Annotated in this window: 23 protein-coding genes and 1 other RNA gene; 13 read left to right on the top strand and 11 right to left on the bottom strand. The window is 62.4% G+C overall.

Annotation, left to right across the window (positions count from 1 at the left end; translation table 11 throughout):
* Window positions 1-125: 125 nt before the first annotated feature.
* On the top strand, window positions 126-1,496 hold the full coding sequence (locus tag K5Y35_RS08865; RefSeq protein WP_128615869.1) for an inorganic triphosphatase: 1,371 nt from the start codon (window positions 126-128) through the stop codon (window positions 1,494-1,496).
* 123 nt (window positions 1,497-1,619) lie between these two features.
* Here K5Y35_RS08865 and K5Y35_RS08860 read toward each other — a convergent pair whose 3' ends face one another.
* Window positions 1,620-2,084 (bottom strand): Lrp/AsnC family transcriptional regulator, encoded by a 465-nt coding sequence (locus K5Y35_RS08860; RefSeq protein ID WP_064589724.1) that lies wholly within the window; start codon window positions 2,082-2,084, stop codon window positions 1,620-1,622.
* 126 nt (window positions 2,085-2,210) lie between these two features.
* On the opposite strand from K5Y35_RS08860, the gene K5Y35_RS08855 reads away from it, so the two are divergent.
* From K5Y35_RS08855 to K5Y35_RS08845, 3 genes are all read left to right on the top strand, one after another.
* On the top strand, window positions 2,211-2,549 hold the full coding sequence (locus K5Y35_RS08855) for a hypothetical protein (protein ID WP_123469689.1): 339 nt from the start codon (window positions 2,211-2,213) through the stop codon (window positions 2,547-2,549).
* A 90-nt stretch (window positions 2,550-2,639) separates the two neighbouring features.
* Window positions 2,640-4,424: a GspE/PulE family protein gene (locus tag K5Y35_RS08850; RefSeq protein ID WP_222834086.1), complete on the top strand. Its 1,785-nt coding sequence runs from the start codon at window positions 2,640-2,642 to the stop codon at window positions 4,422-4,424.
* A gap of 65 nt (window positions 4,425-4,489) precedes the next feature.
* Complete coding sequence (locus tag K5Y35_RS08845) at window positions 4,490-4,810, top strand: DUF2388 domain-containing protein (RefSeq protein ID WP_171057234.1); 321 nt, start codon at window positions 4,490-4,492, stop codon at window positions 4,808-4,810.
* A 117-nt stretch (window positions 4,811-4,927) separates the two neighbouring features.
* Here the strand turns inward: K5Y35_RS08845 and gcvP are convergent, their stop codons facing one another.
* The gene (gene gcvP, locus K5Y35_RS08840; RefSeq protein ID WP_222834085.1) at window positions 4,928-7,801 is read right to left on the bottom strand and encodes an aminomethyl-transferring glycine dehydrogenase; all 2,874 of its coding nucleotides are present in this window, start codon (window positions 7,799-7,801) and stop codon (window positions 4,928-4,930) included.
* A 155-nt stretch (window positions 7,802-7,956) separates the two neighbouring features.
* On the opposite strand from gcvP, the gene K5Y35_RS08835 reads away from it, so the two are divergent.
* Window positions 7,957-9,099, top strand: a complete 1,143-nt coding sequence (locus tag K5Y35_RS08835; RefSeq protein WP_186744093.1) for a DegT/DnrJ/EryC1/StrS family aminotransferase — start codon at window positions 7,957-7,959, stop codon at window positions 9,097-9,099.
* A gap of 56 nt (window positions 9,100-9,155) precedes the next feature.
* Here K5Y35_RS08835 and gcvH read toward each other — a convergent pair whose 3' ends face one another.
* From gcvH to K5Y35_RS08795, 8 genes are all read right to left on the bottom strand, one after another.
* Complete coding sequence (gcvH, locus tag K5Y35_RS08830) at window positions 9,156-9,539, bottom strand: glycine cleavage system protein GcvH (protein ID WP_222834084.1); 384 nt, start codon at window positions 9,537-9,539, stop codon at window positions 9,156-9,158.
* A 48-nt stretch (window positions 9,540-9,587) separates the two neighbouring features.
* On the bottom strand, window positions 9,588-10,670 hold the full coding sequence (gene gcvT / locus K5Y35_RS08825) for a glycine cleavage system aminomethyltransferase GcvT (RefSeq protein WP_186744089.1): 1,083 nt from the start codon (window positions 10,668-10,670) through the stop codon (window positions 9,588-9,590).
* A 155-nt stretch (window positions 10,671-10,825) separates the two neighbouring features.
* A complete protein-coding gene (locus K5Y35_RS08820) occupies window positions 10,826-12,442 on the bottom strand; it encodes an ABC transporter permease (protein WP_222834083.1) in 1,617 nt (538 codons plus the stop codon).
* Between the two features lie 225 nt (window positions 12,443-12,667).
* Complete coding sequence (locus K5Y35_RS08815; protein WP_123469698.1) at window positions 12,668-13,672, bottom strand: extracellular solute-binding protein; 1,005 nt, start codon at window positions 13,670-13,672, stop codon at window positions 12,668-12,670.
* A 178-nt stretch (window positions 13,673-13,850) separates the two neighbouring features.
* Complete coding sequence (locus K5Y35_RS08810; RefSeq protein WP_222834447.1) at window positions 13,851-15,068, bottom strand: 2-octaprenyl-3-methyl-6-methoxy-1,4-benzoquinol hydroxylase; 1,218 nt, start codon at window positions 15,066-15,068, stop codon at window positions 13,851-13,853.
* 109 nt (window positions 15,069-15,177) lie between these two features.
* Window positions 15,178-16,365 (bottom strand): 2-octaprenyl-6-methoxyphenyl hydroxylase, encoded by a 1,188-nt coding sequence (gene ubiH, locus K5Y35_RS08805; protein WP_123469701.1) that lies wholly within the window; start codon window positions 16,363-16,365, stop codon window positions 15,178-15,180.
* Complete coding sequence (gene pepP, locus K5Y35_RS08800; protein ID WP_123469702.1) at window positions 16,362-17,696, bottom strand: Xaa-Pro aminopeptidase; 1,335 nt, start codon at window positions 17,694-17,696, stop codon at window positions 16,362-16,364. Before pepP ends, ubiH begins: the two co-directional genes overlap by 4 nt.
* A gap of 27 nt (window positions 17,697-17,723) precedes the next feature.
* Window positions 17,724-18,284 carry a YecA family protein gene (locus K5Y35_RS08795; protein ID WP_123469704.1) on the bottom strand — a complete coding sequence of 187 codons (561 nt, stop codon included), beginning with the start codon at window positions 18,282-18,284 and terminating at the stop codon, window positions 17,724-17,726.
* Window positions 18,285-18,414: 130 nt separating this feature from the next.
* Between K5Y35_RS08795 and K5Y35_RS08790 the strand changes: the two genes are divergently transcribed.
* The 4 genes from K5Y35_RS08790 (at window position 18,415) to K5Y35_RS08775 (ending at window position 19,833) form a co-directional block, all read left to right on the top strand.
* The gene (locus K5Y35_RS08790; protein WP_007940359.1) at window positions 18,415-18,624 is read left to right on the top strand and encodes a TIGR02449 family protein; all 210 of its coding nucleotides are present in this window, start codon (window positions 18,415-18,417) and stop codon (window positions 18,622-18,624) included.
* On the top strand, window positions 18,621-18,938 hold the full coding sequence (locus K5Y35_RS08785) for a cell division protein ZapA (RefSeq protein WP_093429754.1): 318 nt from the start codon (window positions 18,621-18,623) through the stop codon (window positions 18,936-18,938). The genes K5Y35_RS08790 and K5Y35_RS08785 overlap by 4 nt, the downstream gene beginning before the upstream one ends.
* Window positions 18,939-18,968: 30 nt before the next feature.
* Window positions 18,969-19,147: non-coding RNA, 6S RNA (gene ssrS / locus K5Y35_RS08780), on the top strand.
* A gap of 80 nt (window positions 19,148-19,227) precedes the next feature.
* The gene (locus tag K5Y35_RS08775; protein ID WP_123469706.1) at window positions 19,228-19,833 is read left to right on the top strand and encodes a 5-formyltetrahydrofolate cyclo-ligase; all 606 of its coding nucleotides are present in this window, start codon (window positions 19,228-19,230) and stop codon (window positions 19,831-19,833) included.
* A 36-nt stretch (window positions 19,834-19,869) separates the two neighbouring features.
* Here the strand turns inward: K5Y35_RS08775 and K5Y35_RS08770 are convergent, their stop codons facing one another.
* Window positions 19,870-20,025 (bottom strand): hypothetical protein, encoded by a 156-nt coding sequence (locus tag K5Y35_RS08770; RefSeq protein WP_095186895.1) that lies wholly within the window; start codon window positions 20,023-20,025, stop codon window positions 19,870-19,872.
* Between the two features lie 198 nt (window positions 20,026-20,223).
* Here K5Y35_RS08770 and K5Y35_RS08765 point away from each other — a divergent pair, with 198 nt between their 5' ends.
* From K5Y35_RS08765 to K5Y35_RS08750, 4 genes are all read left to right on the top strand, one after another.
* Complete coding sequence (locus tag K5Y35_RS08765) at window positions 20,224-20,673, top strand: EVE domain-containing protein (protein WP_222834082.1); 450 nt, start codon at window positions 20,224-20,226, stop codon at window positions 20,671-20,673.
* Between the two features lie 123 nt (window positions 20,674-20,796).
* Window positions 20,797-21,762, top strand: coding sequence for an HlyD family secretion protein (locus K5Y35_RS08760; protein WP_123469710.1), 966 nt, complete (start codon window positions 20,797-20,799; stop codon window positions 21,760-21,762).
* Entirely contained in the window at window positions 21,759-24,482 is a 2,724-nt protein-coding gene (gene rbbA, locus K5Y35_RS08755) for a ribosome-associated ATPase/putative transporter RbbA (RefSeq protein WP_222834081.1), read from the top strand. The genes K5Y35_RS08760 and rbbA overlap by 4 nt, the downstream gene beginning before the upstream one ends.
* Complete coding sequence (locus K5Y35_RS08750; RefSeq protein ID WP_123469713.1) at window positions 24,482-25,600, top strand: ABC transporter permease; 1,119 nt, start codon at window positions 24,482-24,484, stop codon at window positions 25,598-25,600. Before rbbA ends, K5Y35_RS08750 begins: the two co-directional genes overlap by 1 nt.
* Window positions 25,601-25,604 lie beyond the last annotated feature (4 nt).

Genomic DNA, 25,604 nt, shown 5'->3' with positions numbered 1-25,604 from the left:
CATAGAGCCATCCGGCGCCAGGAATAAACCGCCGCAGGGCGTAGGAAGTTTGAGTCCTGTACACTGCACGACCTTGGCAGCCACACATTCCCCCGGCTGCGCTCCCGATCCTGGATTTTCCGGCCATGCAGAAAGAAACCGAAATCAAACTCCGCGTCAGCCGCGAAACCCTCGCCGCTCTGCGCGAGCACCCGCTACTGAAAAAACGCAACAAAAATGGCTGGGAACGCCGTGAGTTGATGAACCAGTACTTCGACACCCCCGAGCGCGACCTGGCCCAGGCCAAAGTCGCCCTGCGCCTGCGCAAGGACGGTGACGAAGTGATTCAGACCCTCAAGACGCGCGGCCAGAGCATCGCCGGTCTGTCCGAGCGTAACGAGTACGACTGGAAGTTGCCCAAAGCCAAGCTCGATGTGAAAAAACTCGACGGCGAATGCTGGCCCGAGTCGCTGGCCGAGCTGGACAAGAAAACCCTGAAACCGATCTTCACCACCGATTTCGTCCGCGAGCGCGCGGAAATCGCCTGGGGCCGCGGCAAGGCCAAAGTGGTCATCGAGGCCGCGCTGGACCTCGGTCATGTGGTGGTCGGCAAACAGAAAGAAGAAATCTGCGAGCTGGAACTGGAACTGCGCGAAGGCGAGCCTGCCGCGCTGCTGGAACTGGCCGCCGAACTGGCCGAAACCCTGGCCCTGATGCCGTGCGACATCAGCAAGGCCGAACGCGGCTACCGCCTGTACGACGCCAACAGCTACTCGCTGAGCCTGCCGGCGCCGCAACTGACCCCGGAAACCCAACTCGACGATGCCTTCGCCGCACTTTGCTGGCATCTGCTTGGCAGCAGTCAGCGTCTGGCTGAACAGTATCGCTTCAACGGCCACTGGCGCCTGCTGCAGGACTGGGTCGAAAACCTCGCGGAAATGCGTGCCCTGCTCAGCAGCCTCGGCCAGGCTGCGCCGCGACCGTCGACGCACGATCTGCGCGTGGCGCTGGATGCGTTGCTCGAAGACTGGCGCCCGCTGGTTCAGGTCGGTATCGAAGACGAAGACGTGCGCAAAGCGGCGCCGGAACAATTCCTCGAAGAGCTGGAAGACCCACGCTGGGGCCTGTTCTCGCTGACCACCTCGCGCTGGCTGCTGGCCCGCACCTGGACCGCCGAGCGCAACGTTCGTGGCAACCGTCAGGGTGGCGCTCAGTTGCACAGCTGGCTACCGCGCCTGTTGGGCGAAGAAGCCACGGCCCTGCAACTGCAGCGCTATCAGCAACAGCCGGAAGATCTGGCCGAGCAACTGCCGCGCATCGAGCGCATCCAGGTCTGGCTGCACCACGCGCGTAACGTGCTGGAGATCCCGGAAATGGATCGCCTGTACGGCGAGTTGAACAAACTGGCGCAACTGGCCAACGAGCCGACGATCACTGACGAACTGCTCGATGCGCGCAAGCAGCAGGCGATTGCGGTTTACCAGAATCGTGCCTGGAAAATGCTGCTGCGCATGTAAGTCCGCCATCGCTGGCAAGCCAGCTCCCGCAAGTCTTGTGTTGAAACGCTATCTGCATTCCAACACTGAACCTTGTGGGAGCTGGCTTGCCAGCGATGAGGCCAGCCAAACAACCGCTCAATCTCAAACCGGCAAGCTGGTCGTGGACTTGATCTCCGACAACGCCACAATCGAGTTCACTTCCTGAATCCCCGGCACCAGCGACAGCTTCTCGAAAAAGAATCGCTCATACGCTTCGATATCCGCCGCAACAATGCGCAACAGAAAGTCCACCGCGCCCATCAGCACATAACACTCCAGCACTTCCGGAAAACCGCGAATCGCCTCGGTAAACTCGGTGAAGTTGGAACGCCCATGCGCGTTGAGTTTGATCTCGGCGAAAATCTGCGTGTTCAGCCCGATCTTCTTGCGGTCGAGCAAGGTCACCTGGCCACGAATGATCCCCTCCTCCTTCATCCGTTGAATCCTTCGCCAGCATGGCGACTGCGACAGCCCCACCTGCTCGGCGATCTGCGCGCTGGACAGCGAAGCGTCCTCTTGCAGCAACGCGAGTATCTTGCGGTCGTAGGCGTCCAGCTCGCTGTGCATAGAAAAACCTCATATATAAGAATTTGCGAATTGATCAGGTCGATCAATCGTCAATAACACCGATCTTAGCCAAGAAATGCCCGGCGCCGAATGTAAAAATTCCTCCACTGATTCTGGAGCCCCGCCATGCCGCACCTCGAAGCCGTCAACAGCCTCCCCACCCGTGCCGACGTCTGGCATGTCAACAACGCCCACTGCCTGGCGCACTACCAACTGCTTGCCGAAGCCGAGCCGGATCTGTTGGTGCGTGTGCTGAACCTGTTCGCGCTGCAGTTCCTCACCCCCGAACAGGTCAACGTGCAGCGGCTCGACGATCTGCTGTCGATCGACATCGTCATGGGTGGCCTGAGCTGGCATCGCGCCCAGGTGATCGGGGAAAAACTTCGTAACCTGATCAGCGTGTACTCGGTGAATCTGCAAAACACCGACGGGGCGTGGGATGCGCCCGCACAGGCGGCTGGCTGACAAATCCGGCAACGGCTTGGTCAGGTAGTGGCCCAACGGTCTGCGGGGCCACGGCTATCCTTTGCGAACTGACGTTCAAAAGGAGCCCGCATGTCCGTTCAACTCGCCACTCAGGACCGCTGGCTGGAACTCAACGATGTCTTGCGTGAACTGGTCGCCCAAGGGTTTATCAGCCAGGACTCGGCGGAGCAGGCGCTGAACGCGCGCCGTCGCCACGCCGCTCAGGGTCAGATGCATCCACTGGAGTTCATTGCCAGCCAGCAACTGGACGACCTCAGCCGTCCGGGCAAACACCTGGACCTGGAAAGCCTGACCCTGTGGCTGGCGCAACAGGCCGGCCAGCCGTACTTGCGCATTGATCCGCTGAAAATCAACGTCGCCGCCATCACCCCGCTGATGTCCTACGCGTTCGCCCAGCGGCACAGGATCCTCGCCGTGGCGGTCGATCGCGATTCGGTGACCGTGGCCAGCGCACAACCCTATGTAAACGGCTGGGAGGCCGACCTGACCCATGTGCTGAAGCTGCCGATCAAACGGGTCGTCGCCAACCCGGTGGACATCCAGCGTTTCAGCGTCGAATTCTTCCGCCTGGCCAAATCGGTCAGCGGCGCCAGTAATGCCGACGCGCAGAGCGGCAACCTCGGCAATTTCGAACAGTTGCTCAATCTCGGCGCCAGCGATCAGGAGCCGGACGCCAACGATGCGCACATCGTCAATATCGTCGACTGGCTGTTCCAGTACGCCTTCCAGCAGCGCGCCAGCGATATCCACATCGAACCGCGCCGCGAACAGGGCACGGTGCGTTTTCGCATCGACGGTGTACTGCACAACGTCTATCAATTCCCGCCGCATGTGACCATGGCCATCGTCAGCCGCCTGAAAAGCCTCGGGCGGATGAACGTCGCCGAGAAGCGTAAACCCCAGGACGGCCGGGTCAAGACCAAGACCCCGGACGGCGGCGAGGTCGAGCTGCGCCTGTCGACCCTGCCCACCGCGTTCGGCGAAAAAATGGTCATGCGTATTTTTGACCCGGAGGTGCTGCTCAAGGACTTTGATCAGCTTGGCTTTTCCGCCGACGACCTGCGCCGCTGGCAAGACATGACCCGCCAGCCCAACGGCATCATTCTGGTCACCGGACCGACCGGTTCGGGCAAGACCACCACGCTCTACACCACCCTGAAAAAACTGGCGACGCCGGAGGTCAACCTGTGCACCATCGAAGACCCGATCGAGATGGTCGAGCCGGCGTTCAACCAGATGCAGGTGCAGCACAACATCGACCTGAGCTTTGCCGCCGGGGTGCGTGCGCTGATGCGGCAGGACCCGGACATCATCATGATTGGCGAGATCCGCGATCTGGAAACCGCCGAAATGGCGATTCAGGCCGCACTGACCGGGCATCTGGTGCTGTCGACCCTGCACACCAACGACGCGCCCAGCGCCATCAGTCGATTGCTTGAGCTCGGCGTGCCGCACTACCTGATCAAAGCCACGGTGCTCGGGGTCATGGCGCAGCGTCTGGTGCGCACCTTGTGCCCACACTGCAAGGCGCCACTGACACTCGCCGAGGAAGACTGGCAAACCCTGACCCGGCCCTGGCAAGCGCCGCTGCCGGCTAATGCGCAGTGCGCCATCGGTTGCCTGGAATGCCGCGACACCGGTTATCACGGCCGCGCCGGGGTCTACGAGATCATGCAATTGAGCGACAGCCTCAAAGCCTTCATCACCCCGGACACCGACCTCACCGCGATTCGTCGCCAGGCCTTCAAGGAAGGCATGCGCAGCTTGCGGTTGTCCGGCGCGCAGAAAGTCGCGGCCGGCCTGACGACCATCGAGGAAGTGCTGCGAGTGACCCCCCAGAGCGAGCAGAAATAACCCGCCACGGAACCGGATCGGGGAACCACGATCCAACGCCGTAGTTAACCCCCAGGAGTCACCTCATCATGCGTCTCAAACTTGCTGTTGCCACGCTGGCCTTGCTGTCCCTTCCCGTTGGTTCGGCCATGGCGGACAGCTTTTGGCGTAACGTCATCTCGTCCGGTGCCACCACCGGCTCAACCTACCTGACCTTCAAGGATCACAAGCTGATCATCGCCGCGCAGGACGATGCCGGCAGTTTCGTTGCCAGCGATGGCGGTATCCGCGGGCCGTACCTGGAAGCCGCGATGCAGAAAGTCCGCGCCGACAACCCGGGCCTGCAGGCCACGGACATGGAACTGGCGAACGCGATTCTGGCGAAGAATGCGGTGGCGTCCGAGTAAGCCTGGCGCCGATAGAAATGCCGCTCGATTGAGCGGCATTTTTTTGCCTGTAATTCCCTGTTCACCACACAACCTCTGCAGGAGTGAGCCTGCAATGAAGCGGGGGGCACAGGGAGATCAGCGGTAATCGTCCACCGGAACACAGGCGCAAAACAGATTGCGATCGCCATAAACGTTGTCCACCCGGTTCACCGCTGGCCAGTATTTATGCGCCTTGGTGTGCGCATCGGGGGTGATGCCCTGTTCGAGGCTGTAAGGCCGCTCCCACACCCCGGTGACATCCGCCAGAGTATGCGGCGCGCGCTTGAGCGGGTTGTCTTCCGCCGGCCAGTTGCCGTTCTGCACTTCGGTGATTTCCGCGCGAATACTCAGCATCGCGCCGATAAAGCGGTCCAGCTCCGCTTTCGATTCGCTCTCTGTCGGCTCGACCATCAACGTCCCCGGCACCGGAAACGACATGGTTGGCGCGTGGAAGCCGTAGTCCATCAAGCGCTTGGCAACGTCTTCTTCGCTGATTCCGGTCTGCGCCTTCAACGGCCGCAAATCGAGAATGCATTCATGGGCCACGCGGCCGTTGCGCCCGGTGTAGAGCACCGGGAAGGCGCCAGATAAATGTTGCGCCAGGTAGTTCGCCGCCAGAATCGCCACTTCGCTGGCATCCGCCAATTGCGGCCCCATCATCGCGATGTACATCCAGCTGATCGGCAGAATGCTCGCGCTGCCCCACGGTGCCGCACTGACCGCGCCGTTCTGCGCCAGCGGCCCGTCGATGGGCACCACCGGGTGATTGGCGACGAACGGTGCCAGATGCGCACGGATGCCGATCGGTCCCATGCCCGGTCCACCGCCACCGTGAGGAATGCAGAATGTCTTGTGCAGGTTCATGTGCGACACATCGGCGCCGATGTCCGCCGGTCGCGTCAGCCCGACCTGTGCATTGAGGTTGGCCCCGTCCATGTACACCTGACCGCCGTGCCTGTGGATAACTTCACAGATCTCGCTGATGCCCTCTTCGTACACTCCATGGGTCGATGGATAGGTCGCCATCAGGCACGACAACTTGTCCCCGGCCTCCGCCGCTTTCGCCTTCAAATCCTCAAGATCGACGTTGCCCGCCTCGTCGCACTCGACGATCACCACGCGCATCCCGGCCATCTGCGCCGAAGCCGGATTGGTGCCGTGAGCCGACGATGGAATCAGGCAGATATCCCGCGCGCCCTGCTGCCGGCTCTCGTGATATTTGCGAATCGCCAGCAGCCCGGCGTACTCGCCCTGAGCCCCGGAGTTGGGCTGCATGCAGATCGCCTCGAACCCGGTGATCGCGCACAACCAGCGCTCCAGTTCTTCGATCATCAAGGTGTAACCGACCGCCTGCTCCCGCGGCGCGAACGGGTGCAGGTTGGCAAATTGCGGCCAGGTGATCGGGATCATCTCGCTGGTGGCGTTGAGTTTCATGGTGCAGGAGCCCAGCGGGATCATTGACTGGTTGAGCGCCAGATCCTTGTTCTCCAGTTGTTTGAGGTAGCGCAGCATCTCGGTTTCGCTGTGATGAGCATTGAACACCGGATGGCGCAGGTAAGGCGTCTTGCGCTGGAGGGTGTCGGGGATGCCAGACACCAGGGTTTCTGCGTCCAGTTGCTCGACGTTCAGCCCATGATCAGCACCCAGCAGTACGTCGAACAGCCTGGCCACTGTGCTTTCATCGCTGGTTTCATCGAGGCTCAGCCCCACTCGACCGCGCCCGAGAATCCGCAGGTTGATCTGCGCTGCCCTGGCGCTGTCGATGATCGCGCTCTGCGCGCCGCCGACGTCGAGGGTCAGGGTGTCGAAAAACTGCCCGTTGACCCGTTGCATCCCGTGGCGCTCAAGGCCCACCGCCAGAATGCAGGTCAGCCGATGCACGCGCTGGGCGATGCGTTTCAAGCCTTGCGGCCCGTGATACACCGCGTAGCAACCGGCGATGTTGGCCAGCAGTACCTGCGCGGTGCAGATGTTCGAGTTGGCCTTCTCGCGACGAATGTGTTGCTCACGGGTTTGCAGGGCCATGCGCAACGCCACATTGCCTCGAGCGTCTTTCGACACGCCGATGATCCGCCCCGGAATCGCCCGTTTGTATTCATCGCGGCTGGCGAAAAACGCCGCGTGCGGGCCGCCGTATCCCATGGGCACGCCAAAGCGCTGGGACGAGCCGAACACCACATCCGCGCCCAGCTCACCCGGCGGCGTCAGCAACAACAGGCTCAACAGGTCCGTCGCAACGCAGGCCAGCGCCTGCTGCGCGTGCAACTGATCAATGACCGGGCGCAGATCGCGAATCTCGCCATGGGTGTCGGGATACTGCAGCAACGCACCGAACACCTGGTGCTGCTTCAAGTTATCCACAGCGTCGATGATCAGCTCGAAGCCGAAACCTTCGGCGCGGGTCTGCACCACGGAAATGGTCTGCGGATGACAGTTCTCGTCGACGAAAAACAGATTGCTCTTCGACTTCGCCACGCGTTTGGCCAAAGCCATGGCTTCCGCAGCGGCAGTGGCTTCATCGAGTAACGAAGCGTTGGCCAGTTCAAGGCCGGTGAGGTCGATGGTCAGTTGCTGGAAATTCAGCAACGCTTCGAGACGGCCTTGGGCGATCTCCGGTTGATACGGGGTGTACGCGGTGTACCAGCCGGGATTTTCCAGCACGTTGCGCAGAATGACGGTCGGCGTCAGCGTGCCGTGGTAGCCCATGCCGATCAGGCTGGTCCACACCTGGTTCTGCTCGGCATAACCGCGCAACTTGGCGAGCGCCGCCTGTTCGTCGAGGGCTGGCGGCAAATCCAGCGCCCGATTCAGACGAATGCCCGGCGGCACCGTCTGCTCGATCAGTTCGGCCCGGCTGCCGAGGCCGAGGCTATCGAGCATCGCCTGCTGTTCGGCGGCGTCGGGCCCCAAATGGCGGCGCAGGAAGGCTTCGGGGTCGCGTAACTGGCTCAAGGATGGCAACTGGGACATGACGGGCTCTCTCTTGGCTGGCGCTCGGCGTCAATGCAACACGGTCAAACCAGCATAGCAGCCGATACCGCCGCGCACGGCTTGGCGGCAGAGGGGTTCCGGGGCATGCTGTAGCGCCTGCATCAGGCGTCCAACTTTCGGATGATCCAGTCCCCATGAGCCAACTGCCGTTCCTGCCGTTTTCCAAACCCGTCATTGATGAAGCCACGATTGCCGCCGTCGGCGATGTGCTGCGCTCCGGCTGGATCACCAGCGGGCCGAAGGTCCAGGCCTTCGAAGCACAGCTGTCGGAATACTTCGGCGGGCGCCCGGTGCGCACGTTCAACTCCGGCACCTGCACCATGGAAATCGCCCTGCGCATCGCCGGCATCGGCCCGGGTGACGAAGTGATCACCACCCCGATTTCCTGGGTCGCCACCGCCAACGTGATCCTCGAAGTCGGCGCCACCCCGGTGTTTGCCGACATCGACCCGGTGACCCGCAACATTGATCTGGACCAACTGGAAGCGGCGATCACCCCGCGCACCAAAGCGCTGATTCCGGTGTACCTCGCCGGCCTGCCGGTGGACATGCAGCGCTTGTACGCCATCGCCCGCAAACACAATCTGCGCATTGTTGAAGACGCCGCCCAAGCGTTGGGTTCGAGCTGGAACGGCCAGCGCATCGGCGCCACCGGCGATTTCGTGTCGTTCAGTTTCCAGGCCAACAAGAACGTTACCTGCTCCGAGGGTGGCTGCCTGGTGCTGAACACCCCGGAAGAAGCGCGGCTGGCGGAGAAGTACCGTTTGCAGGGCGTGACGCGCAACGGCTTCGATGGTCTGGACGTCGACGTGCTCGGTGGCAAGTTCAACATGACCGATGTCGCCGCCACCATTGGCCTGGGTCAGTTCGCGCATATCGAGGCGCTGACCGCCCATCGTCAGGAACTGGCCCGACACTACTTCAAATGTTTTGGCGATGACTTTGAAGCGACCTATGGCGCGCAACTGCCGCCTGCGGACTTCACCCACAGCAACTGGCACCTGTTCCAACTGGTCCTGCCGGAACGCAAGGACGGCTTGCCGGCGCGAGCGACATTCATGGAGCAGATGCAGGCACGCGGCATCGGCATCGGTTATCACTACCCGCCGATTCACTTGCTGAGCCTGTACCGCGAGCGCGGCTTCAAGGAAGGCATGTTGCCGGTGGCGGAGCGGGTCGGACGGCTGATCGTGTCGTTGCCGATGTTCACCACCATGACCAAGGACGATGTCGAGCGTTCGGTGGCGGCGGTGAAAGCGGTATTGCGCGACGCCTGATTGACGCCCACAAAAAAGCCCCGAGAAATCGGGGCTTTTGAAGTATTACAGTCTGCTTATTCGCCGATGGCCGCCTTGTAGCCGGCAGCGTCGAGCAGCTTGTCCAGATCAGCCGCGTTATCGGGCTTGAGCTTGAAGATCCACGCACCGTACGGGTCGGAGTTCAGCAGTTCCGGCGAAGCGCCCAGCTCTTCGTTGATGGCGATCACTTCACCGGCAATCGGCGAGTAGATGTCGGAAGCGGCTTTCACCGACTCGACCACACCGGCCTGATCTTCAGCCGCAAATTTGTTGCCCACTTCGGTCAACTCGACGAACACCACATCGCCCAGCGCTTCCTGCGCGTGATCGCTGATGCCCACGGTAACGGTGCCGTCGGCTTCCAGACGTGCCCACTCATGACTTTCGGCAAAACGCAGTTCAGCGGGGATATTGCTCATGCTCGGTGTCCTCAAGAAAATGTCAGCGGTCAGGCCCGCCGGAAAAGGTTAGATCAAGGTTTTGCCATGGCGCACGAAGGTCGGTTTGACCACCCGTACCGGATACCACTTGCCACGGATTTCCACTTCGGCGCGGTCGGCTGTGGCCATCGGTACACGCGCCAGGGCAATCGATTTACTCAGCGTAGGAGAGAAACTACCACTGGTGATCTCTCCTTCGCCAACATCGGCGATACGAACCACCTGATGGGCGCGTAAAACACCCCGTTCCTCAAGCACCAGGCCCACCAGTTTGTGCGCAACGCCGGCGGTTTTTTCCGCCGCCAGTGCCGCCCGCCCGATGAACTGCCGCGAGGCCGGTTCCCAGGCAATGCTCCAGGCCATATTGGACGCCAGCGGCGAGACATCTTGATGAATGTCCTGGCCGTAGAGGTTCATCCCCGCCTCAACCCGCAGCGTGTCGCGGGCGCCGAGGCCAATCGGCGAAATGCCAGCACCGACCAGATCGTTGAAAAATCCCGGCGCCTGTTCGGCCGGCAAGGCGATTTCCAGCCCGTCCTCACCGGTATAACCGGTGCGCGCGATGAACCAGTCGCCATCGACTTCGGCTTCGAACGGTTTGAGGTGCTGGATCAGCGTGGCGCGGGACTGGGTGACCAGTTCGGCGATCCTGTGCCGGGCCTGCGGGCCCTGGATGGCGAGCATCGCCAGCTCGGTGCGCTCGTGCAGTTGCACGTCGAACCCGGCCAGTTGTGCGTGCATCCAGGCCAGATCCTGATCACGGGTGGAGGCGTTGACCACCAGCCGATAACGGTCTTCGAGGCGATAGACGATCATGTCGTCGACGATGCCGCCACGCTCGTTGAGCATGGTGCTGTACAACGCCCGACCGGGGCGGTGCAGGCGTTCGACATCATTGGCCAGCAAATGCTGGAGCCAGGCCTTGGCCTGGTTGCCGGTAACGTCGATAACGGTCATGTGGGATACATCGAAGACCCCGCAATCGCGGCGCACTTCGTGGTGCTCCTCGACCTGCGAGCCGTAATGCAGTGGCATGTCCCAACCGCCAAAATCGACCATTTTCGCGCCAAGGGCGAGATGCAGGTCATACAGAGGCGTACGCTGTCCCATGGGTTTCTCCTTCCGGGCGTGGCGAAGGCGCGGACAGCCGCTGCACAGTTGAAAGCCTTGAAATATAAGGCTCTCAGCCGATTTCAGCGTACCGATCTGTCAGACGAACCGCACCGAATGCCGCGCATTGTAGCCGCATGATTCAGGACTGACGACTAAGTGTTTCGGTGCGCCGAGCGGCGGATCAGGCCGATGACCGGCAATAAACCGACCAATACCAGCGTCAGCGCCGGCAGCGACGCCCTCGCCCATTCGCCTTCGCTGGTCATTTCAAAGATGCGCACCGCCAGCGTGTCCCAGCCAAACGGGCGCATCAGCAGGGTGGCGGGCATTTCCTTGAGCACATCGACGAACACCAGCAACGCCGCGCTCAACGCGCCGGGCAGCAACAGCGGCAGATACACTTTGAAAAACAGTCGCGGCCCACTGACACCCAGACTACGTGCCGCTTCGGGCAATGAAGGCCGTATACGCGCCAGACTGTTTTCCAGCGGCCCGTAGGCCACCGCAATGAAGCGCACCAGATAAGCCATCAGCAACGCCGCCAGACTGCCGAGCAACAGCGGCTTGCCGGCGCCGCCGAGCCAGCCCGACAGCGGGATCACCAGTTCGCGGTCGAGGTAGCTGAAGGCGAGCATGATCGACACCGCCAGCACCGAGCCCGGCAACGCATAACCGAGATTGGCCAGGCTGACGCCGGAGCGAATCGCCCGGGTTGGCGCCAGCCGTCGGGCGAAGGCCAGCAGCAACGCGACGCTGACGGTGATCAACGCCGCCATGCCGCCCAGGTAGAGGGTGTGCAGGATCAACCCGGCGTAACGCTCATCGAGATCGAAGCGCCCGCGCTGCCAGAACCAGACGAGCAACTGCAGCAGCGGAATCACGAACGCACAGGCGAACACCAACGTGCACCAGCCTGTCGCTGCGAACGCCTTGAGCCCGCGCAGGTGATACAGCGCCTTGACCCGTGGTCGCTCGTTGCTTGCCCGGTTGGCACCGCGTGCCCGCCGTTCGCCGTAGAGCACCAGCATCACCACCAGCAACAAGAGGCTCGCCAGTTGCGCCGCGCTGGGCAGGCTGAAGAAGCCGTACCAGGTCTTGTAGATCGCGGTGGTGAAGGTGTCGAAGTTGAACACCGACACCGCACCGAAATCCGCCAGGGTTTCCATCAGTGCCAGCGCCACCCCGGCACCGATCGCCGGCCGCGCCATGGGCAATGCCACCCGCCAGAACGCCTGCCAGGGCGATTGCCCGAGCACCCGCGCCGCTTCCATCAGGCCTTTGCCCTGCGCGAGAAACGCGGTGCGCGCCAGCAGGTAAACGTAGGGATAAAACACCAGCACCAACACCACAATCACCCCGCCGGTGGAGCGCACCCGCGGCAGGCGTAACCCGCTGCCGAACCACTCGCGCAACAGCGTTTGCACGGGCCCGGCAAAGTCCAGCAGACCGACGAAGACGAACGCCAGCACATAAGCCGGGATGGCGAAGGGCAACATCAGCGCCCAGTCGAGCCAGCGTCTGCCGGGGAATTCACAGAGGCTGGTGAGCCACGCCAGACTGACGCCGAGCAGCGTCACACCGACGCCCACGCCAAGCACCAGGGTCAGGGTGTTGCCCAGCAAGCGCGGCATCTGGGTTTCCCACAGGTGCGACCAGATCTGCTGGTCGATGGTTTGCCACGACAGCAACAGGATACTCAGGGGCAACAGCACCAACGCGGCGATGGCGAAAACGATGGGGTACCAGCGGCGTTGGGCGGGGTGGGCCACTTTTTGGACTCTGGAGGGATAGGGGGTGTTCTTGGGATTAGGGTTTCAAGTCGAGATTGTTGCCCTCACCCTCCCGGGAGAGGCCTAGGGTGAGGTAGCTAAATCGACCCGAAACATCGAGTCGAACTCAGGTTTCGAAAACACTACAAGTCGGCTCCCTCTCCCTCCGGGAGAGGGCTGGGGTGAGGGAGCGATCTTGAACGATGAAACGTTATACGAAAAGCCTCAGTTCCAGCCCGCCCGATCCATCATGCGAATCGCTTCGGCCTGGCGCTTGCCCGCCACTTCCACCGGCAGGGTGTCGGCGATGAACTTGCCCCATGCCGCCACTTCTTCCGAAGGCGCCACCGCCGGGTTGGCCGGGAACTCCTGGTTCACATCGGCAAAGATCTTCTGCGCTTCAGGCGTGGTCATCCACTCGACCAGCGCCTTGGCGGCTTCCGGGTGCGGCGCGTGTTTGGTCAGGCCGATACCCGACAGGTTGACGTGCACGCCGCGATCGGCCTGGTTCGGCCAGAACAGTTTCACCGGCAGCTCCGGCATCTGCTTGTGCAGGCGACCGTAGTAGTAAGTGTTGACGATGCCGACGTCGCACTGGCCGGCATTGATCGCCTCCAGCACCGCCACGTCGTCGGAGAACACGTCGGTGGACAGGTTGTTGACCCAGCCCTTGAGGATTTTCTCGGTCTTCTCGGCACCGTGCACTTCGATCATGGTCGCGGTCAGCGACTGGTTGTAGACCTTCTTCGCCGTGCGCAGGCACAGGCGCCCTTCCCAGTTCTTGTCGGCCAGTGCTTCGTAGGTGGTCAACTCGCCCGGTTTTACCCGCTGGGTGGAATAGGCGATGGTCCGCGCGCGCAGGCTCAGGCCGGTCCAGGCATGGGTCGAAGAGCGATATTGCGGCGGGATGTTGGCGTCGATGGTCTTCGAGGTGAACGGCTGCAGAATGCCCATCTGCTCGGCCTGCCAGAGGTTACCGGCATCGACAGTGAGCAGCAGGTCGGCGGTGGCGTTTTCGCCCTCGGCCTTGATCCGCTGCATGAGCGGCGCTTCCTTGTCGGTGATGAACTTGATCTTCACCCCGGTCTTCGCGGTGTAGGCGTCGAACACCGGTTTGATCAGCTCATCAATACGCGAGGAGTAGACCACCACCTCGTCGGCGGCCTGGGCGGTGGTGCTGCCGATCAGGGTCAGGGCCAGGGCGGTCAGGAGACGCTTGGGTGCCAACATGGGAGTGATCTCTCGGTCGGAAAATGTGGGCCAAATGATAAGGACTCACATTTAGGTTCTCAATCGAACACTTTTCCAAGGAGTTACCAGATGTTGCACGACTCCTCCTACCGTTGGAATACGTTCCCCTGTAGGAGTGAGCCTGCTCGCGATGTAGCCATCAGCAACAACGAGAAGATCAAGGCTTGGCGAGGGCCGGTAGATCGCCCGTCAAACCAAGGGCTTCACGCACAAACAGCGCCTTCGCCTCCGGCATCTGCTCAACAATCTTCAACCCGGCATTGCGCAGCCAGCGCACTGGCAGCGGATCGGCCTGGAACAAACGCTCGAAGCCCTCCATCGCCGCCATCAGCGCAAGGTTGTGGGGCATGCGCCGACGCTCGTAACGGCTCAGCACCTTCACATCGGCCAGACGCTGGCCACGCTCATTGGCTTGCAACAGCACTTCAGCCAGCACCGCCGCATCGAGGAAACCCAGGTTCACGCCCTGCCCGGCCAACGGGTGAATGGTGTGCGCCGCGTCACCGATCAGCGCCAGACCTTCGGCCACATAACGTTTGGCATGGCGCTGACGCAGCGGCACGCAAAGGCGCGGATCAGCGCTGATGACTTCGCCCAGGCAACCTTCAAAGGCGCGCTCCAGCGCCTTGCAGAAAGCCGCTTCATCCAGTGCCATCAAGCGCTCGGCCTCGCTCGGGGTGGTCGACCAGACAATCGAGCACCAATCCTGCTGCCCGTCGCGCTCAAGTGGCAGAAACGCCAGCGGTCCGTGATCGGTAAAGCGCTGCCACGCGGTCATCCGGTGCGGCTTGCTGCTGCGCACGCTGGTGACAATCGCGTGGTGCAGGTAATCCCACTCGCGCGTCGCCACGCCGGTCAGCCGGCGAACGGCTGAATTGGCGCCGTCAGCGGCAATCACCAACGGCGCGCGCAACTGGCGACCATCGGCCAGGGTCAGCAGCCAGTCATCGCCGGAGCGGCGCATCTGCTCCAGTCGGGCGTTGGCCAGCATGCCCAGATCGCAGTCGTGCAAACGATCGAGCAAGGCATCCTGAACCACACGGTTTTCGACGATATGCCCCAGCACCTCGGCGTGCACACTGCTCGCCGAGAAATGAATCTGGCCGGTGCCACTGCCGTCCCACACGTGCATGTCGGTGTACGGGCTGCTGCGCCGGCTGGCGATGCCGTCCCACACGCCGAGGCGTTCGAGAATCCGCTGGCTGGCCGCCGACAGCGCACTCACCCGCGGTTCGAACGGTGCGTCGACAGCGAACGGTTTGACGCTCAACGGGCTGCCGTCAAGCAGCAGGACTTCCAGCCCGCTGTCCTGTAGCGCCAGCGCCAAGGCGCTGCCGACCATTCCGGCCCCGACAATCAGCAGATCTGCGCGCATTTCCATGCTTTAAGCCTGTCTCGCTGGCGGCGTGCGCCGCCCGTAAAGGGTTTTACCGAGCGCGCCGGTGGGTGGCGCGCTCCTGAAAGTGAAAGTGCCGGCCAGCCGCTCAAGCATCCGGCCGCGTCCCCAGCCCCATGGCCTGGCGGGCAAACCAGCGCTTGGCGGGAGGCAGCAGATCGAGGCCGAGCAAACCAATGTTGCGCCCCAGCGAAACCAGCGGCTGGGTGCTGCCGAACAATCGCGTGACCTGATCCGAGAAGCCCACAGTGAGGTCTTGATCCAGGCGCTGGCGCTCGCGATACGCCTGCAACGTGGCGAAGTCGCCCAGCGGTTTGTCGCTGGCGAGCAACGCGGCGGCCAGGGCATCGGCATCGCGCAACGACAGGTTGAAGCCCTGCCCGGCAATCGGGTGCAGGCTGTGTGCGGCGTTGCCGAGCACGGCCAGATGCGAACGCACTTGCTCTTCGGCCTCGACCAGCGACAGCGGATACAGATGGCGTGCTCCCACCTGCTTCAGGGTACCGAGACGGTAACCGAACACGCCTTGCAGTTCGCTGAGGAAATCGCGCTCGCTGAGGTCGGCCAAACGTTGTGCGTCCATGCCCAGACGGGTCCAGACCAGCGCGCAGCGGTTTTCCGGCAATGGCAGCAAGGCCATCGGGCCTTCGTCGGTGAAGCGCTCGAAGGCCATGCCGTTGTGCGCTTCGCTCGGGGTGATGTTGGCAATGAGTGCGCTCTGGTTGTAAGGACGCTTGCGCACGTTGATGCCCAACTGCTCGCGCAGCCCGGAGCGACCGCCATCGGCGAGCACTGCCAGATCGCACTCGACGGTGGTTTCATCGTTGAGGGTCAGGCGATAACCGTCAGGCAGCGGCTCCATGCGCGCGACTTCCGCCGGGCAGCGCCAACTGATCACGTCTTTATCCAGATGCTGCCACAGGCACTGGCCGAGCCAGGCGTTCTCCACCACGTAACCGAGCGCCGGCACGCCCTCTTCCATCGCCGACAGTCGGGCAGTGGAGAAGCGCCCACGGTCAGACACGTGAATCTGTTTGATCGGCTCGGCGCGGCGGGAAATTTCCTGCCACACGCCCAACCGCTGATAGATCTGCCGCGAACCGAAGGACAGCGCCGACGAACGGGCGTCGTAGCTCGGCTGCCAGCTGTCGCCCGGGGCAAACGGCTCGATCAGGACGATTTTCCAGCCACGGGCCTTGGCCCCGGCCTGCAAGGCCAACGCCAGACTGGCGCCGACCAGGCCGCCACCGATGATTGCAAGGTTGACTCGACTCATGCCGCGTGTGCCCGTGCTTGCGCCATCAGCGCTTCGATGTCAGCGACGGTTTTCGGCACGCCACCCGTGAGGATTTCACAACCGCTCTTGGTCACTACCACGTCGTCCTCGATGCGCACGCCAATGCCGCGCCATTTCTTCGCTACGTTCTGATTGTCCGGGGCTATGTAGATGCCCGGTTCCACGGTCAGCGCCATGCCGACCTCCAGCACCCGCCATTCGCCGCCGACCTTGTACTCGCCGACGTCGTGAACATCCATGCCCAGCCAGTGGCCGGCGCGGTGCATGTAAAACGCTTTATAGGCTTCCGTCGCGATCAATTCGTCGACCTCGCCCTGCAATATCCCGAGCTGCACCAGACCTGCGGTGATCACCCGAACCGTGGCTTCGTGGGCCTGATTCCAGTTCTTGTTCGGGGCGATTTCGGCGAACGCGGCTTCCTGCGAGGCCAGCACCAACTCGTAGATCGCTTTTTGCTCCGGCGAGAACTTGCCGTTGACCGGCCAGGTGCGGGTGATGTCGCTGGCGTAGCAGTCGATTTCGCAACCGGCGTCGATCAACACCAGATCGCCGTCCTTGAGCAGCGCGTCATTCTGCTGGTAATGCAGGATGCAGCTGTTGCGCCCGGCAGCGACGATCGAACCGTAGGCCGGCATTTTCGCCCCGCCCTTGCGGAATTCGTAATCGAGTTCGGCTTCGAGGCTGTACTCGTACAACCCCGGCCGGCTGGCCTGCATCGCACGAATGTGGGCCTGGGCCGAGATCCGTGCGGCTTCACGCATCACCTTCACTTCTGCCGCCGATTTATACAGGCGCATGTCGTGCAGCAGATGATCCAGGGCAACGAATTCGTTCGGCGGCTGGGCGCCGAGGTGCGCCTTGGAGCGGATCACGTTGATCCAGTCCATCAGGTGGCGGTCGAATTCGGGGTTGCTGCCCATCGCCGAATACACCCGGTCGCGACCTTCGATCAGGCCCGGAAGAATGTCGTCGATGTCAGTGATCGGGAAAGCGTCGTCGGCACCGTAATCGCGGATCGCACCTTCCTGCCCTGCGCGCAGACCGTCCCACAACTCGCGCTCGGCATTGCGCTCACGGCAGAACAGCACGTACTCGCCATGCTCGCGGCCCGGCATCAGGACGATAACGGCTTGCGGCTCGGGGAATCCGCTGAGGTACTGGAAGTCGCTGTCCTGACGGTAGACGTGCTCGACGTCGCGGTTGCGGATCGCCACCGCGGCGGCAGGCAGGATCGCAATACTGTTGGGTTCCATCTGCGCCATCAGGGCCTTGCGGCGACGGCTGTATTCCGCTTTGGGGATATGGGTCATGGGCAGATGGCTTTCCCTGGCACGCGATTAATGCAGCGACGGCTTGGCGGCTGGCGGCACGTCGGCTTTCTTGGTTTCCGAGAACAGCAGCAGCGGCGCAACGCGCAGGTACTCCATGACTTCCATGTAGTCGGTTTCGCCGTCTTCGGATTCTTCCAGGGCATCTTGCACTTGGGAGATCGCGGCCAGATCCTGCAGCACTTCGGTGGCTTCAGTGCTGAGCATGCTGCTGTCGCGGCAGTTCAGGCCGAAACCGCTGAGGAAGCCCTGGCACCATTGGCCCAGCGCGGCGGCGCGGTCGGTCAGTGGTGCATCATCGGTCGGCAACAGCAGAACGACAGTGACGTCGTCACCGGTCAGCTCGCCTTTGACCATCTCTTGCAAGCCGATCAGGGCGTTGCGGACGTTGTCCTGGATGTCGCCTTCGAGCAATTCGGCGGCGTCGATCAGCCAGCCTTCGTTGTCGAAGCCGGCGCCGGCGCAGCTGCGGCCAAGCAGCAGGCCATGCAGTTCGGCAGGCGAGACGTTGTGGCCGCTGGAAGTCAGCAGGGTGGCAAAGGCTTGGTACGGGGAATTCGCAATGGTCATGGGCAGCTAGGCGCCAGACGGCGCTATGTCTAGAATGAAGGCCTTGTATCCTACATCGACAGACTCGCCAAGACTATTAAAGGCTGTCCGCCAGCTATCCCATCAGACAGACTCCGACCCAGTGGACACAATGGAAGACACCGACCTGCAAGCGCTGATGGCCAGACTCGAACTGCTGATTACCCGAGTCGAGCAACTTAAGAGTCAAAATGCACTCTTACTAGCTCAGGAAAAGACCTGGCGCGAGGAACGCGCTCACCTCATTGAAAAAAACGAAATCGCCCGGCGTAAGGTCGAATCGATGATTTCGCGCCTCAAGGCCCTGGAGCAAGACTCATGAGTTCAAGCAATAGCGTCACCGTGCAGATCCTCGACAAAGAGTATTCGATCATCTGCCCGCAGGAAGAACGCAGCAATCTGGTCAGTGCCGCACGCTACCTGGACGGCAAGATGCGCGAGATCCGCAGCAGCGGCAAAGTCATCGGCGCCGACCGCATCGCCGTGATGGCCGCGCTGAACATCACCCACGACCTCTTGCACAAAGAAGAGCGCCCGGACATCCAGGCCAGCGGTTCGACCCGTGAACAGGTGCGCGACTTGCTCGATCGTGTCGATCTGGTCCTCGCCGACGATCAGAACACCAGCAAGGGCTGATTCAACCGGCCGCTTGCGGTATACTCGCCGCACTCCCTGGGGTGCTTGCCAGTTGACGATGTCCCTGAGCCGATTCGCACTACCCTGGAAGTTGCACGTTGGGCTGGTGTGCATGTCCGCTAGACGGAAAGCCTTAAAGTCTACTGCATCTTCCACCTTGAACTTTCGGGTTCAAGGGCTAAGTTGACAGCGGTTCATCCGGGGAGCCTGATTCGAATCCGATGTCGGTATTTGCCGGCATCGGATTTTTTATGCGTGCGTTTTCGCCCTCACCTGCCGAAGCCGAACCATGACCGAACCTGCGCTGCTGCCACGCCCGCAACTCCGCCGCCTGCTGCGCAAGGCGCGCCGCTCACTGACCCCAGGCGAGCAACGCCAGGCCGCCAAAGGCCTGTTCCGCCAACTGGCACAAGACCCGCACTTTCGCCGGGCCCGACACATCTCCCTGTACTTGCCCACCGACGGCGAAATCGATCCGCGCCTGCTGCTGCGCGAAGCCCAGCGCCGGGGCAAGGCCACTTATCTGCCGGTGCTCAGTGCCTGGCCACGGACCAAAATGGTGTTCCAGCGCATCCGTCCCGGGGAGAAACTCAAACCCAATCGCTTCCGCATTCTGGAGCCGCGCGCCCAACTGGCGCGCCAGCGCAAGATCTGGACACTGGACCTGGTGTTGTTGCCGTTGGTTGGATTTGATGACGTCGGCGGGCGCCTGGGGATGGGCGGTGGCTTCTACGACCGCAGCCTGGCGTATCTGGCCCGGCGCAAGCACTGGCGCAAGCCCACGCTGTTGGGCCTGGCCCATGAATGTCAGAAGGTCGAACGATTGGCGCAAGCCAGTTGGGATGTACCGCTGCAGGGCACGGTCACTGACAAGGCGTGGTATGTCGCGGGGTAGGACGCCGCACGAAAACGCGGCGTCGAGAAGGCAGTTTCAGCGCTTGAAGGCTGTCGACTGTTGCACCTGTTGCGCCACTTCAATCGGCGCGTCGGTCTTGTTGGACCACAGGCTTTGCGCGTAACCCGTGGTCACGACACCCAGGCCGAACAAAATGACCAAAGTCCATAGCAAATCCGGTTTGCGTTTCATCGATTGCCCCCCTCAAGGCACATCATCACGATGACAGCAGCGGTTTCCGTTCGTAGGCCGTGCAGCAGCGTCAAGCTTTAAAGGCCGGCATTTTGCGACAACGTGAACCTGCGCGCAAACGCTGACGTCAACCGACTGTCGGTTTGTCATAAAATTGCCCGACAACCTGCCCAATGACCGTTTCAGGAGCAAAAAACCATGGCCTATTGGCTGATGAAATCCGAGCCCGACGAACTTTCGATCAAAGGCCTGGAGAAGCTCGGCACAGCGCGCTGGGACGGGGTTCGCAACTATCAGGCGCGCAATTTCCTGCGCGCGATGGCGGTAGGCGATGAGTTCTTTTTCTACCATTCCAGCTGCCCGGAACCGGGGATTGCCGGCATCGGCAGAATCATCCAGGCCGCGTACCCGGATCCCACCGCACTGGAGCCGGAGAGCCATTACTTCGATCCAAAGGCCACACTGGAAAAAAATGCCTGGAGCGCCATCGACGTGGCGCACGTCGAAACCTTTGTGCGGGTCTTGAAACTCGATTACCTGAAACAGCAGACCGCGCTGGCGCAAATGCCGCTGGTGCAGAAGGGCTCGCGGCTGTCAGTGATGCCCGTCACCGCCGAACAATGGGCCGCTGTGCTCGGCCTGCGCTGAGAACCGCCCGGTCACGCAGTGCTGGCAGACAAAAAGGTCTAGGCTTGCCGCTCATTTGATTGACATCAAGCGCCCCCTGCGCTTGAACCGTCAGACTGGACGCCACAGCCGCAGGATGCCCCCATGTCGACGCACCGCCGTTCCTCACTTTTATTTGCCGGATCGCTCATCGCCTTACTGTTGGCCGCCGGCGGCTTCGGTTACTGGAAGTCAATCAGCAGTCGCCTGCCCGAAGGCCTGTCGGCCGGCAACGGACGACTCGAAGCCACCGAAGTGCAGATCGCCAGCAAGACCCCCGGTCGCCTCGCCGAGGTGCTGGTCGATGAAGGCGACAAGGTCAGCCAGGGCCAATTGCTGGCGCGCATGGACACGCGCACCCTTGAGGCCCAGCGCAACCAGGCCGAAGCCGAGGTCGTGCGTGCGCGGGAAAACCTCAACGCCGCCCAGGCCAACGTGCAGTTGCGTCAGAGTGAGCTATTGCTGGCCCAGCAGGAACTCGGGCGCTCCCAATCACTGTTCAAGCACGGTTTCGTCAGCGCCCAGGTCATCGATCAATTGCAGTCGCGCATCGGTACCGGCAACGCAGCCGTGACGGCGGCGCGCGCTCAGGTGTCGGCGGTCAGTGCAGCGATTGGCGCTGCACAGGCGCAGGTCGCGCAACTGACCAGCGAAATCGACGACAGCAGCCTGCGCGCGCCGATTGATGGCGTGATCCAGTTGCGCATGGCCGAACCCGGCGAGGTGCTGGGGGCCGGTGGCCGCGTCCTGCTGTTGATCGATCCCAATGATCAGTACATGAACCTCTACCTGTCCGCCGCCGTGGCCGGACGTCTGGCGGTGGGCGATGAAGCGCGGGTGCTGCTCGATGCCCTGCCCGACAAGCCGTTGCCGGCAAAAATCAGTTTCGTCGCCGGCAAATCGCAGTTCACCCCGAAAGAGGTCGAAACCCGCGACGAGCGGCAAAAACTGGTGTTCCGCGTCAAGCTGCGCCTGACCCAACCCAGCGCCGTGCCGCAAGCCAAGCCCGGCATGCCCGGCGCCGGGTATGTACGCACCGCGCCGATCGCCTGGCCGGCCAATCTGCAATGAACAGCCTCGCGGTTCAGGCGAACGGCATCGCGCACCGCTACGGCAAACAGCAAGCGCTGAGCGAGATCGCCTTCAGCCTGCCCGCCGGCACCCGTTGCGGGCTGATCGGCCCCGATGGCGCAGGCAAATCCAGCCTGCTGGGGCTGATCGCCGGGGTGAAAGCCTTGCAGCAAGGGCAACTGGACGTCCTCGGCGGGCCGATCCAGCAGCGCCGCCACCGCGACACGCTGTATGCGCGCATCGCCTTCATGCCCCAGGGATTGGGCGGCAACCTGTATCCCGAGCTGTCGATCCGCGAAAACATTCAGTTCTTCGCTACGCTGTTCGGCCTGTCGAAAGCCGACAGCGAGCAACGCATGCACAACCTGCTGCTCGCCACCGACCTGCTGAAATTCGCCGAGCGCCCCGCCGGCAAATTGTCCGGCGGCATGAAACAGAAACTCGGGCTGTGCTGCGCGCTGATCCATGAACCGGATCTGTTGATCCTCGACGAGCCGACCACCGGCGTCGACCCGCTCTCGCGCCGACGGTTCTGGGAACTGGTCGACGACGTGCGGCGCCAGCGCCCGCAACTGACCCTGCTGGTCGCCACCGCGTATATGGAGGAAGCCGAACAGTTCGAGCATTGCTTGATGCTCGACAACGGCAAATTGATTGCCACCGGCCTGAGCCGTGAACTGGCGGCCGTCACCCCCAGCGGCAAACTCGATGAGGCCTTCACCCATTTCCAGGGCGACCGCCAGCATGACGCTCAGCCGCTGGTGATTCCGCCACGCACCGACAGCACCACCGACATCGCCATCGAGGCCCACGACCTGACGTTGCGTTTCGGCGACTTCACCGCCGTGGATCACGTCAGCTTCGCCATCGGTCGCGGCGAAATTTTCGGTTTTCTCGGCTCCAACGGCTGCGGCAAGACCACCACCATGAAAGTCCTGACCGGACTGATGCCGGCCAGCGAGGGCAGCGCGACGCTGCTCGGTAACCCGGTGAATGCCAAGGATCTGGCCACGCGCAAGCGGGTCGGCTTCATGTCCCAGAGTTTTTCGCTGTATGGCGAGCTCAGTGTGCGGCAGAACCTTGAGCTGCATGCGCGGCTGTTCGACCTGCCCAAGGTCGAAAGCGCGCAACGCATCGAAGCGTTGATTCAGCGCTTCAACCTGCTCGGCGTCGCCGATCAGCCGTCCGGCGCCCTGCCGCTGGGTCTGCGCCAACGTTTGTCACTGGCGGTGGCGGTGTTGCACCGCCCGGAAGTGCTGATTCTTGATGAGCCGACGTCCGGGGTCGATCCGGCAGCCCGCGATGACTTTTGGCGGCTATTGATCGAACTGTCACGCGAGCAGGGCGTGACGATTTTCCTCTCCACCCACTTCATGAACGAAGCCCAGCGCTGCGACCGCATCTCGCTGATGCACGCCGGCAAAGTCCTCGCGTGCGACACCCCGGCGGCATTGCAACAGCAGTTCGGTGGAGAGACGCTGGAAGCCGCTTTCGTGACCTGCCTGGAACAGGCCCAGGGCACTGCCGAAACGCCTCCCGCGAGCGAATCATCGACGGCGCCAGCGGCCGCCGCGCCGCCACTCAAGCAGCGCGGTTTCAGCCTCGGCCGTCTGCTCGCGGTGGCCAGTCGCGAAGGCAAGGAGCTGCTGCGTGACAAGGTGCGTATGGCCTTCGCACTGGCGGGGGCGATCTTCATGATGGTGATCTTCGGCTACGGGATTTCCCTGGACGTGGAAAACCTCGCGTTCGCCGTGTACGACCAGGACCAGACGCCGCAGAGCCGAACCTATCTGGAAGCCTTTCGCGGCTCACGCTATTTCGATGAACGCCCGGCCATCCACGACGCTCAAGAATTACACCGCCGCCTGCAACGCTCGGAGATCAAACTGGCGCTGGAAATCCCCCCCGGATTCGGCCGCGACCTGTACGCCGGGCGCCAACCTGCAGTGGCGGCGTGGCTGGATGGCGGCATGCCGTTTCGCGCCGAGACCAGCCGCAATTATGTCGAAGCCGTGCACCTGGCCAACCTGCAACAATTGGCCGAGCAGAGCAGCCCCGCGATCAATCATCAGGCGGGTGCCAGCCTCGAGACGCGCTTTCGCTACAACCAGGATGTGGTCAGCGTCAACGCCATCGGCCCCGGGGTCATGGCGCTGATTCTGGCGTTCATTCCGGCGATGCTCACCGCACTCGGCATCGTGCGCGAAAAAGAACTCGGCTCGATCACCAACTTCTACGCCACGCCCCTGACCCGCCTGGAGTTTCTGCTGGGCAAACAGGCGCCGTACCTGCTGGTCAGTCTGGTCAATCTCGCGCTGCTGGTGGCGATGAACCGCTGGCTGTTCGGCGTGCCGTTCAAGGGCAGCCTGCTGACGCTGGCGTTCGGCGGCCTGTTGTACGTGCTGGCGACCACCAGCATGGGCCTGCTGATCTCGGCGTTCACCCGCACGCAAATCGCCGCGATCCTCGGCACCATGATCATCACCAGCCTGCCGACCATTCAGTTCTCCGGGCTGATCGTGCCGCGCTCTTCGCTGGAGGGGGCGGCGGCGGTGATGGGCATGCTGTTTCCGGCAGGACACTTTCTCGACATCGCGGTGGGCACGTTCACCAAGGCGCTGGACCTGCGGCAACTGTGGCCGCAATGCCTGGCGCTGTTCGGGTTCTTTGTCGGGTTCACCGGGCTGAGCCTGATCATGCTGAAAAAGCAGGAGGCCTGATGCATAAGTTCGCGCACATCCTGCGCCTGGGACTCAAGGAACTGACCAGCCTGCGCCACGACAGCGTGTTGCTGCTGTTCCTGTTCTACGCCTTTACCGTGGCGATCTACATGCCCGCCGCCGGCTCGGTGATCGGCGTACACAACGCCAGCGTGGCGATCGTCGACGAAGACCACAGTGCCCTCTCGCGCCAGTTGGCCCAGGCCCTGCAACCGCCGGAGTTCCAGACGCCGGTGCTGTTGCCCTATACGCAACTTGATCAGGTGATGGACAGCGGCCAGTACACCTTCGTGATCAACATTCCGGCAGGGTTTCAAACCGATCTGCTCGCGGCGCGGCAACCGGCCATTCAAGTCAACGTCGATGCCACCGCGATGAGCCAGGCGTTCATGGGCGCCGGCTACATCAGCCGGATCTTCCAGCGTGAATTGCAGACCTACGGCGGCCAGGGCGATGCCGTGAGCAAAACGCCCATCCAGTTGACCACCCGCGCACTGTTCAACACCAACCTGGAGGGCGGCTGGTTTCTGGCGGTGATTCAGATCGTCAACAACATCACCATTCTGGCGATCATCCTGACGGGCACGGCGCTGCTGCGCGAGCGCGAGCACGGCACGCTCGACCATTTGCTGGTGCTGCCGCTGACGGCGCTGGAAATCATGCTGGCGAAAATCTGGAGCAACCTGCTGGTGGTGGTGCTGTGCACCTGGCTGTCGCTGGAGGTGGTGGTCAAAGGCGCATTGGGCGTGCCGTTGTCCGGCTCGATGGGCCTGTTTTTGCTGGTGACGGCGGTTTATCTGTTTGCCAGTACCGCGTTGGGGATTTTTCTGGCGACCCTGGCGCGCTCGACGCCACAGTTCGGTCTGCTGGCGATTCCGGTAATCATCCCGATGTTGCTGCTGTCCGGCGGCAGCACGCCGCTGGACAGCATGCCGCAATGGCTGCAGTGGGTCATGCAGGGCTCGCCGTCCACGCATTTTGTCAGCCTCAGCGCCGCGATTCTGTTTCGCGACGCGGGGCTGAGCGTGGTCTGGCCGGACTTGCTGGCGCTGACGGCCATCGGCCTGCTGTTCTTCTTCATTGCCCTGGCACGCTTTCGCAAGAGCCTGGCGTCCTGAACAG

Source organism: Pseudomonas sp. SC3(2021), assembly GCF_019856535.1.
Lineage (GTDB): Bacteria > Pseudomonadota > Gammaproteobacteria > Pseudomonadales > Pseudomonadaceae > Aquipseudomonas > Aquipseudomonas monsensis.
This window is presented reverse-complemented; position numbering and strand designations above follow the sequence as displayed.

Coding starts and splice junctions, on each gene's coding strand:
- K5Y35_RS08765 (WP_222834082.1), top strand. CDS start 20,224: ATGGCCTATTGGCTGATGAAATCCGAGCCCGACGAACTTTCGATCAAA.
- K5Y35_RS08770 (WP_095186895.1), bottom strand. CDS start 20,025: ATGAAACGCAAACCGGATTTGCTATGGACTTTGGTCATTTTGTTCGGC.
- K5Y35_RS08785 (WP_093429754.1), top strand. CDS start 18,621: ATGAGTTCAAGCAATAGCGTCACCGTGCAGATCCTCGACAAAGAGTAT.
- ubiH (WP_123469701.1), bottom strand. CDS start 16,365: ATGAGTCGAGTCAACCTTGCAATCATCGGTGGCGGCCTGGTCGGCGCC.
- K5Y35_RS08810 (WP_222834447.1), bottom strand. CDS start 15,068: ATGCGCGCAGATCTGCTGATTGTCGGGGCCGGAATGGTCGGCAGCGCC.
- rbbA (WP_222834081.1), top strand. CDS start 21,759: ATGAACAGCCTCGCGGTTCAGGCGAACGGCATCGCGCACCGCTACGGC.
- pepP (WP_123469702.1), bottom strand. CDS start 17,696: ATGACCCATATCCCCAAAGCGGAATACAGCCGTCGCCGCAAGGCCCTG.
- gcvP (WP_222834085.1), bottom strand. CDS start 7,801: ATGTCCCAGTTGCCATCCTTGAGCCAGTTACGCGACCCCGAAGCCTTC.
- gcvT (WP_186744089.1), bottom strand. CDS start 10,670: ATGGGACAGCGTACGCCTCTGTATGACCTGCATCTCGCCCTTGGCGCG.
- gcvH (WP_222834084.1), bottom strand. CDS start 9,539: ATGAGCAATATCCCCGCTGAACTGCGTTTTGCCGAAAGTCATGAGTGG.
- K5Y35_RS08850 (WP_222834086.1), top strand. CDS start 2,640: ATGTCCGTTCAACTCGCCACTCAGGACCGCTGGCTGGAACTCAACGAT.
- K5Y35_RS08790 (WP_007940359.1), top strand. CDS start 18,415: ATGGAAGACACCGACCTGCAAGCGCTGATGGCCAGACTCGAACTGCTG.
- K5Y35_RS08835 (WP_186744093.1), top strand. CDS start 7,957: ATGAGCCAACTGCCGTTCCTGCCGTTTTCCAAACCCGTCATTGATGAA.
- K5Y35_RS08795 (WP_123469704.1), bottom strand. CDS start 18,284: ATGACCATTGCGAATTCCCCGTACCAAGCCTTTGCCACCCTGCTGACT.
- K5Y35_RS08775 (WP_123469706.1), top strand. CDS start 19,228: ATGACCGAACCTGCGCTGCTGCCACGCCCGCAACTCCGCCGCCTGCTG.
- K5Y35_RS08865 (WP_128615869.1), top strand. CDS start 126: ATGCAGAAAGAAACCGAAATCAAACTCCGCGTCAGCCGCGAAACCCTC.
- K5Y35_RS08855 (WP_123469689.1), top strand. CDS start 2,211: ATGCCGCACCTCGAAGCCGTCAACAGCCTCCCCACCCGTGCCGACGTC.
- K5Y35_RS08750 (WP_123469713.1), top strand. CDS start 24,482: ATGCATAAGTTCGCGCACATCCTGCGCCTGGGACTCAAGGAACTGACC.
- K5Y35_RS08860 (WP_064589724.1), bottom strand. CDS start 2,084: ATGCACAGCGAGCTGGACGCCTACGACCGCAAGATACTCGCGTTGCTG.
- K5Y35_RS08760 (WP_123469710.1), top strand. CDS start 20,797: ATGTCGACGCACCGCCGTTCCTCACTTTTATTTGCCGGATCGCTCATC.
- K5Y35_RS08815 (WP_123469698.1), bottom strand. CDS start 13,672: ATGTTGGCACCCAAGCGTCTCCTGACCGCCCTGGCCCTGACCCTGATC.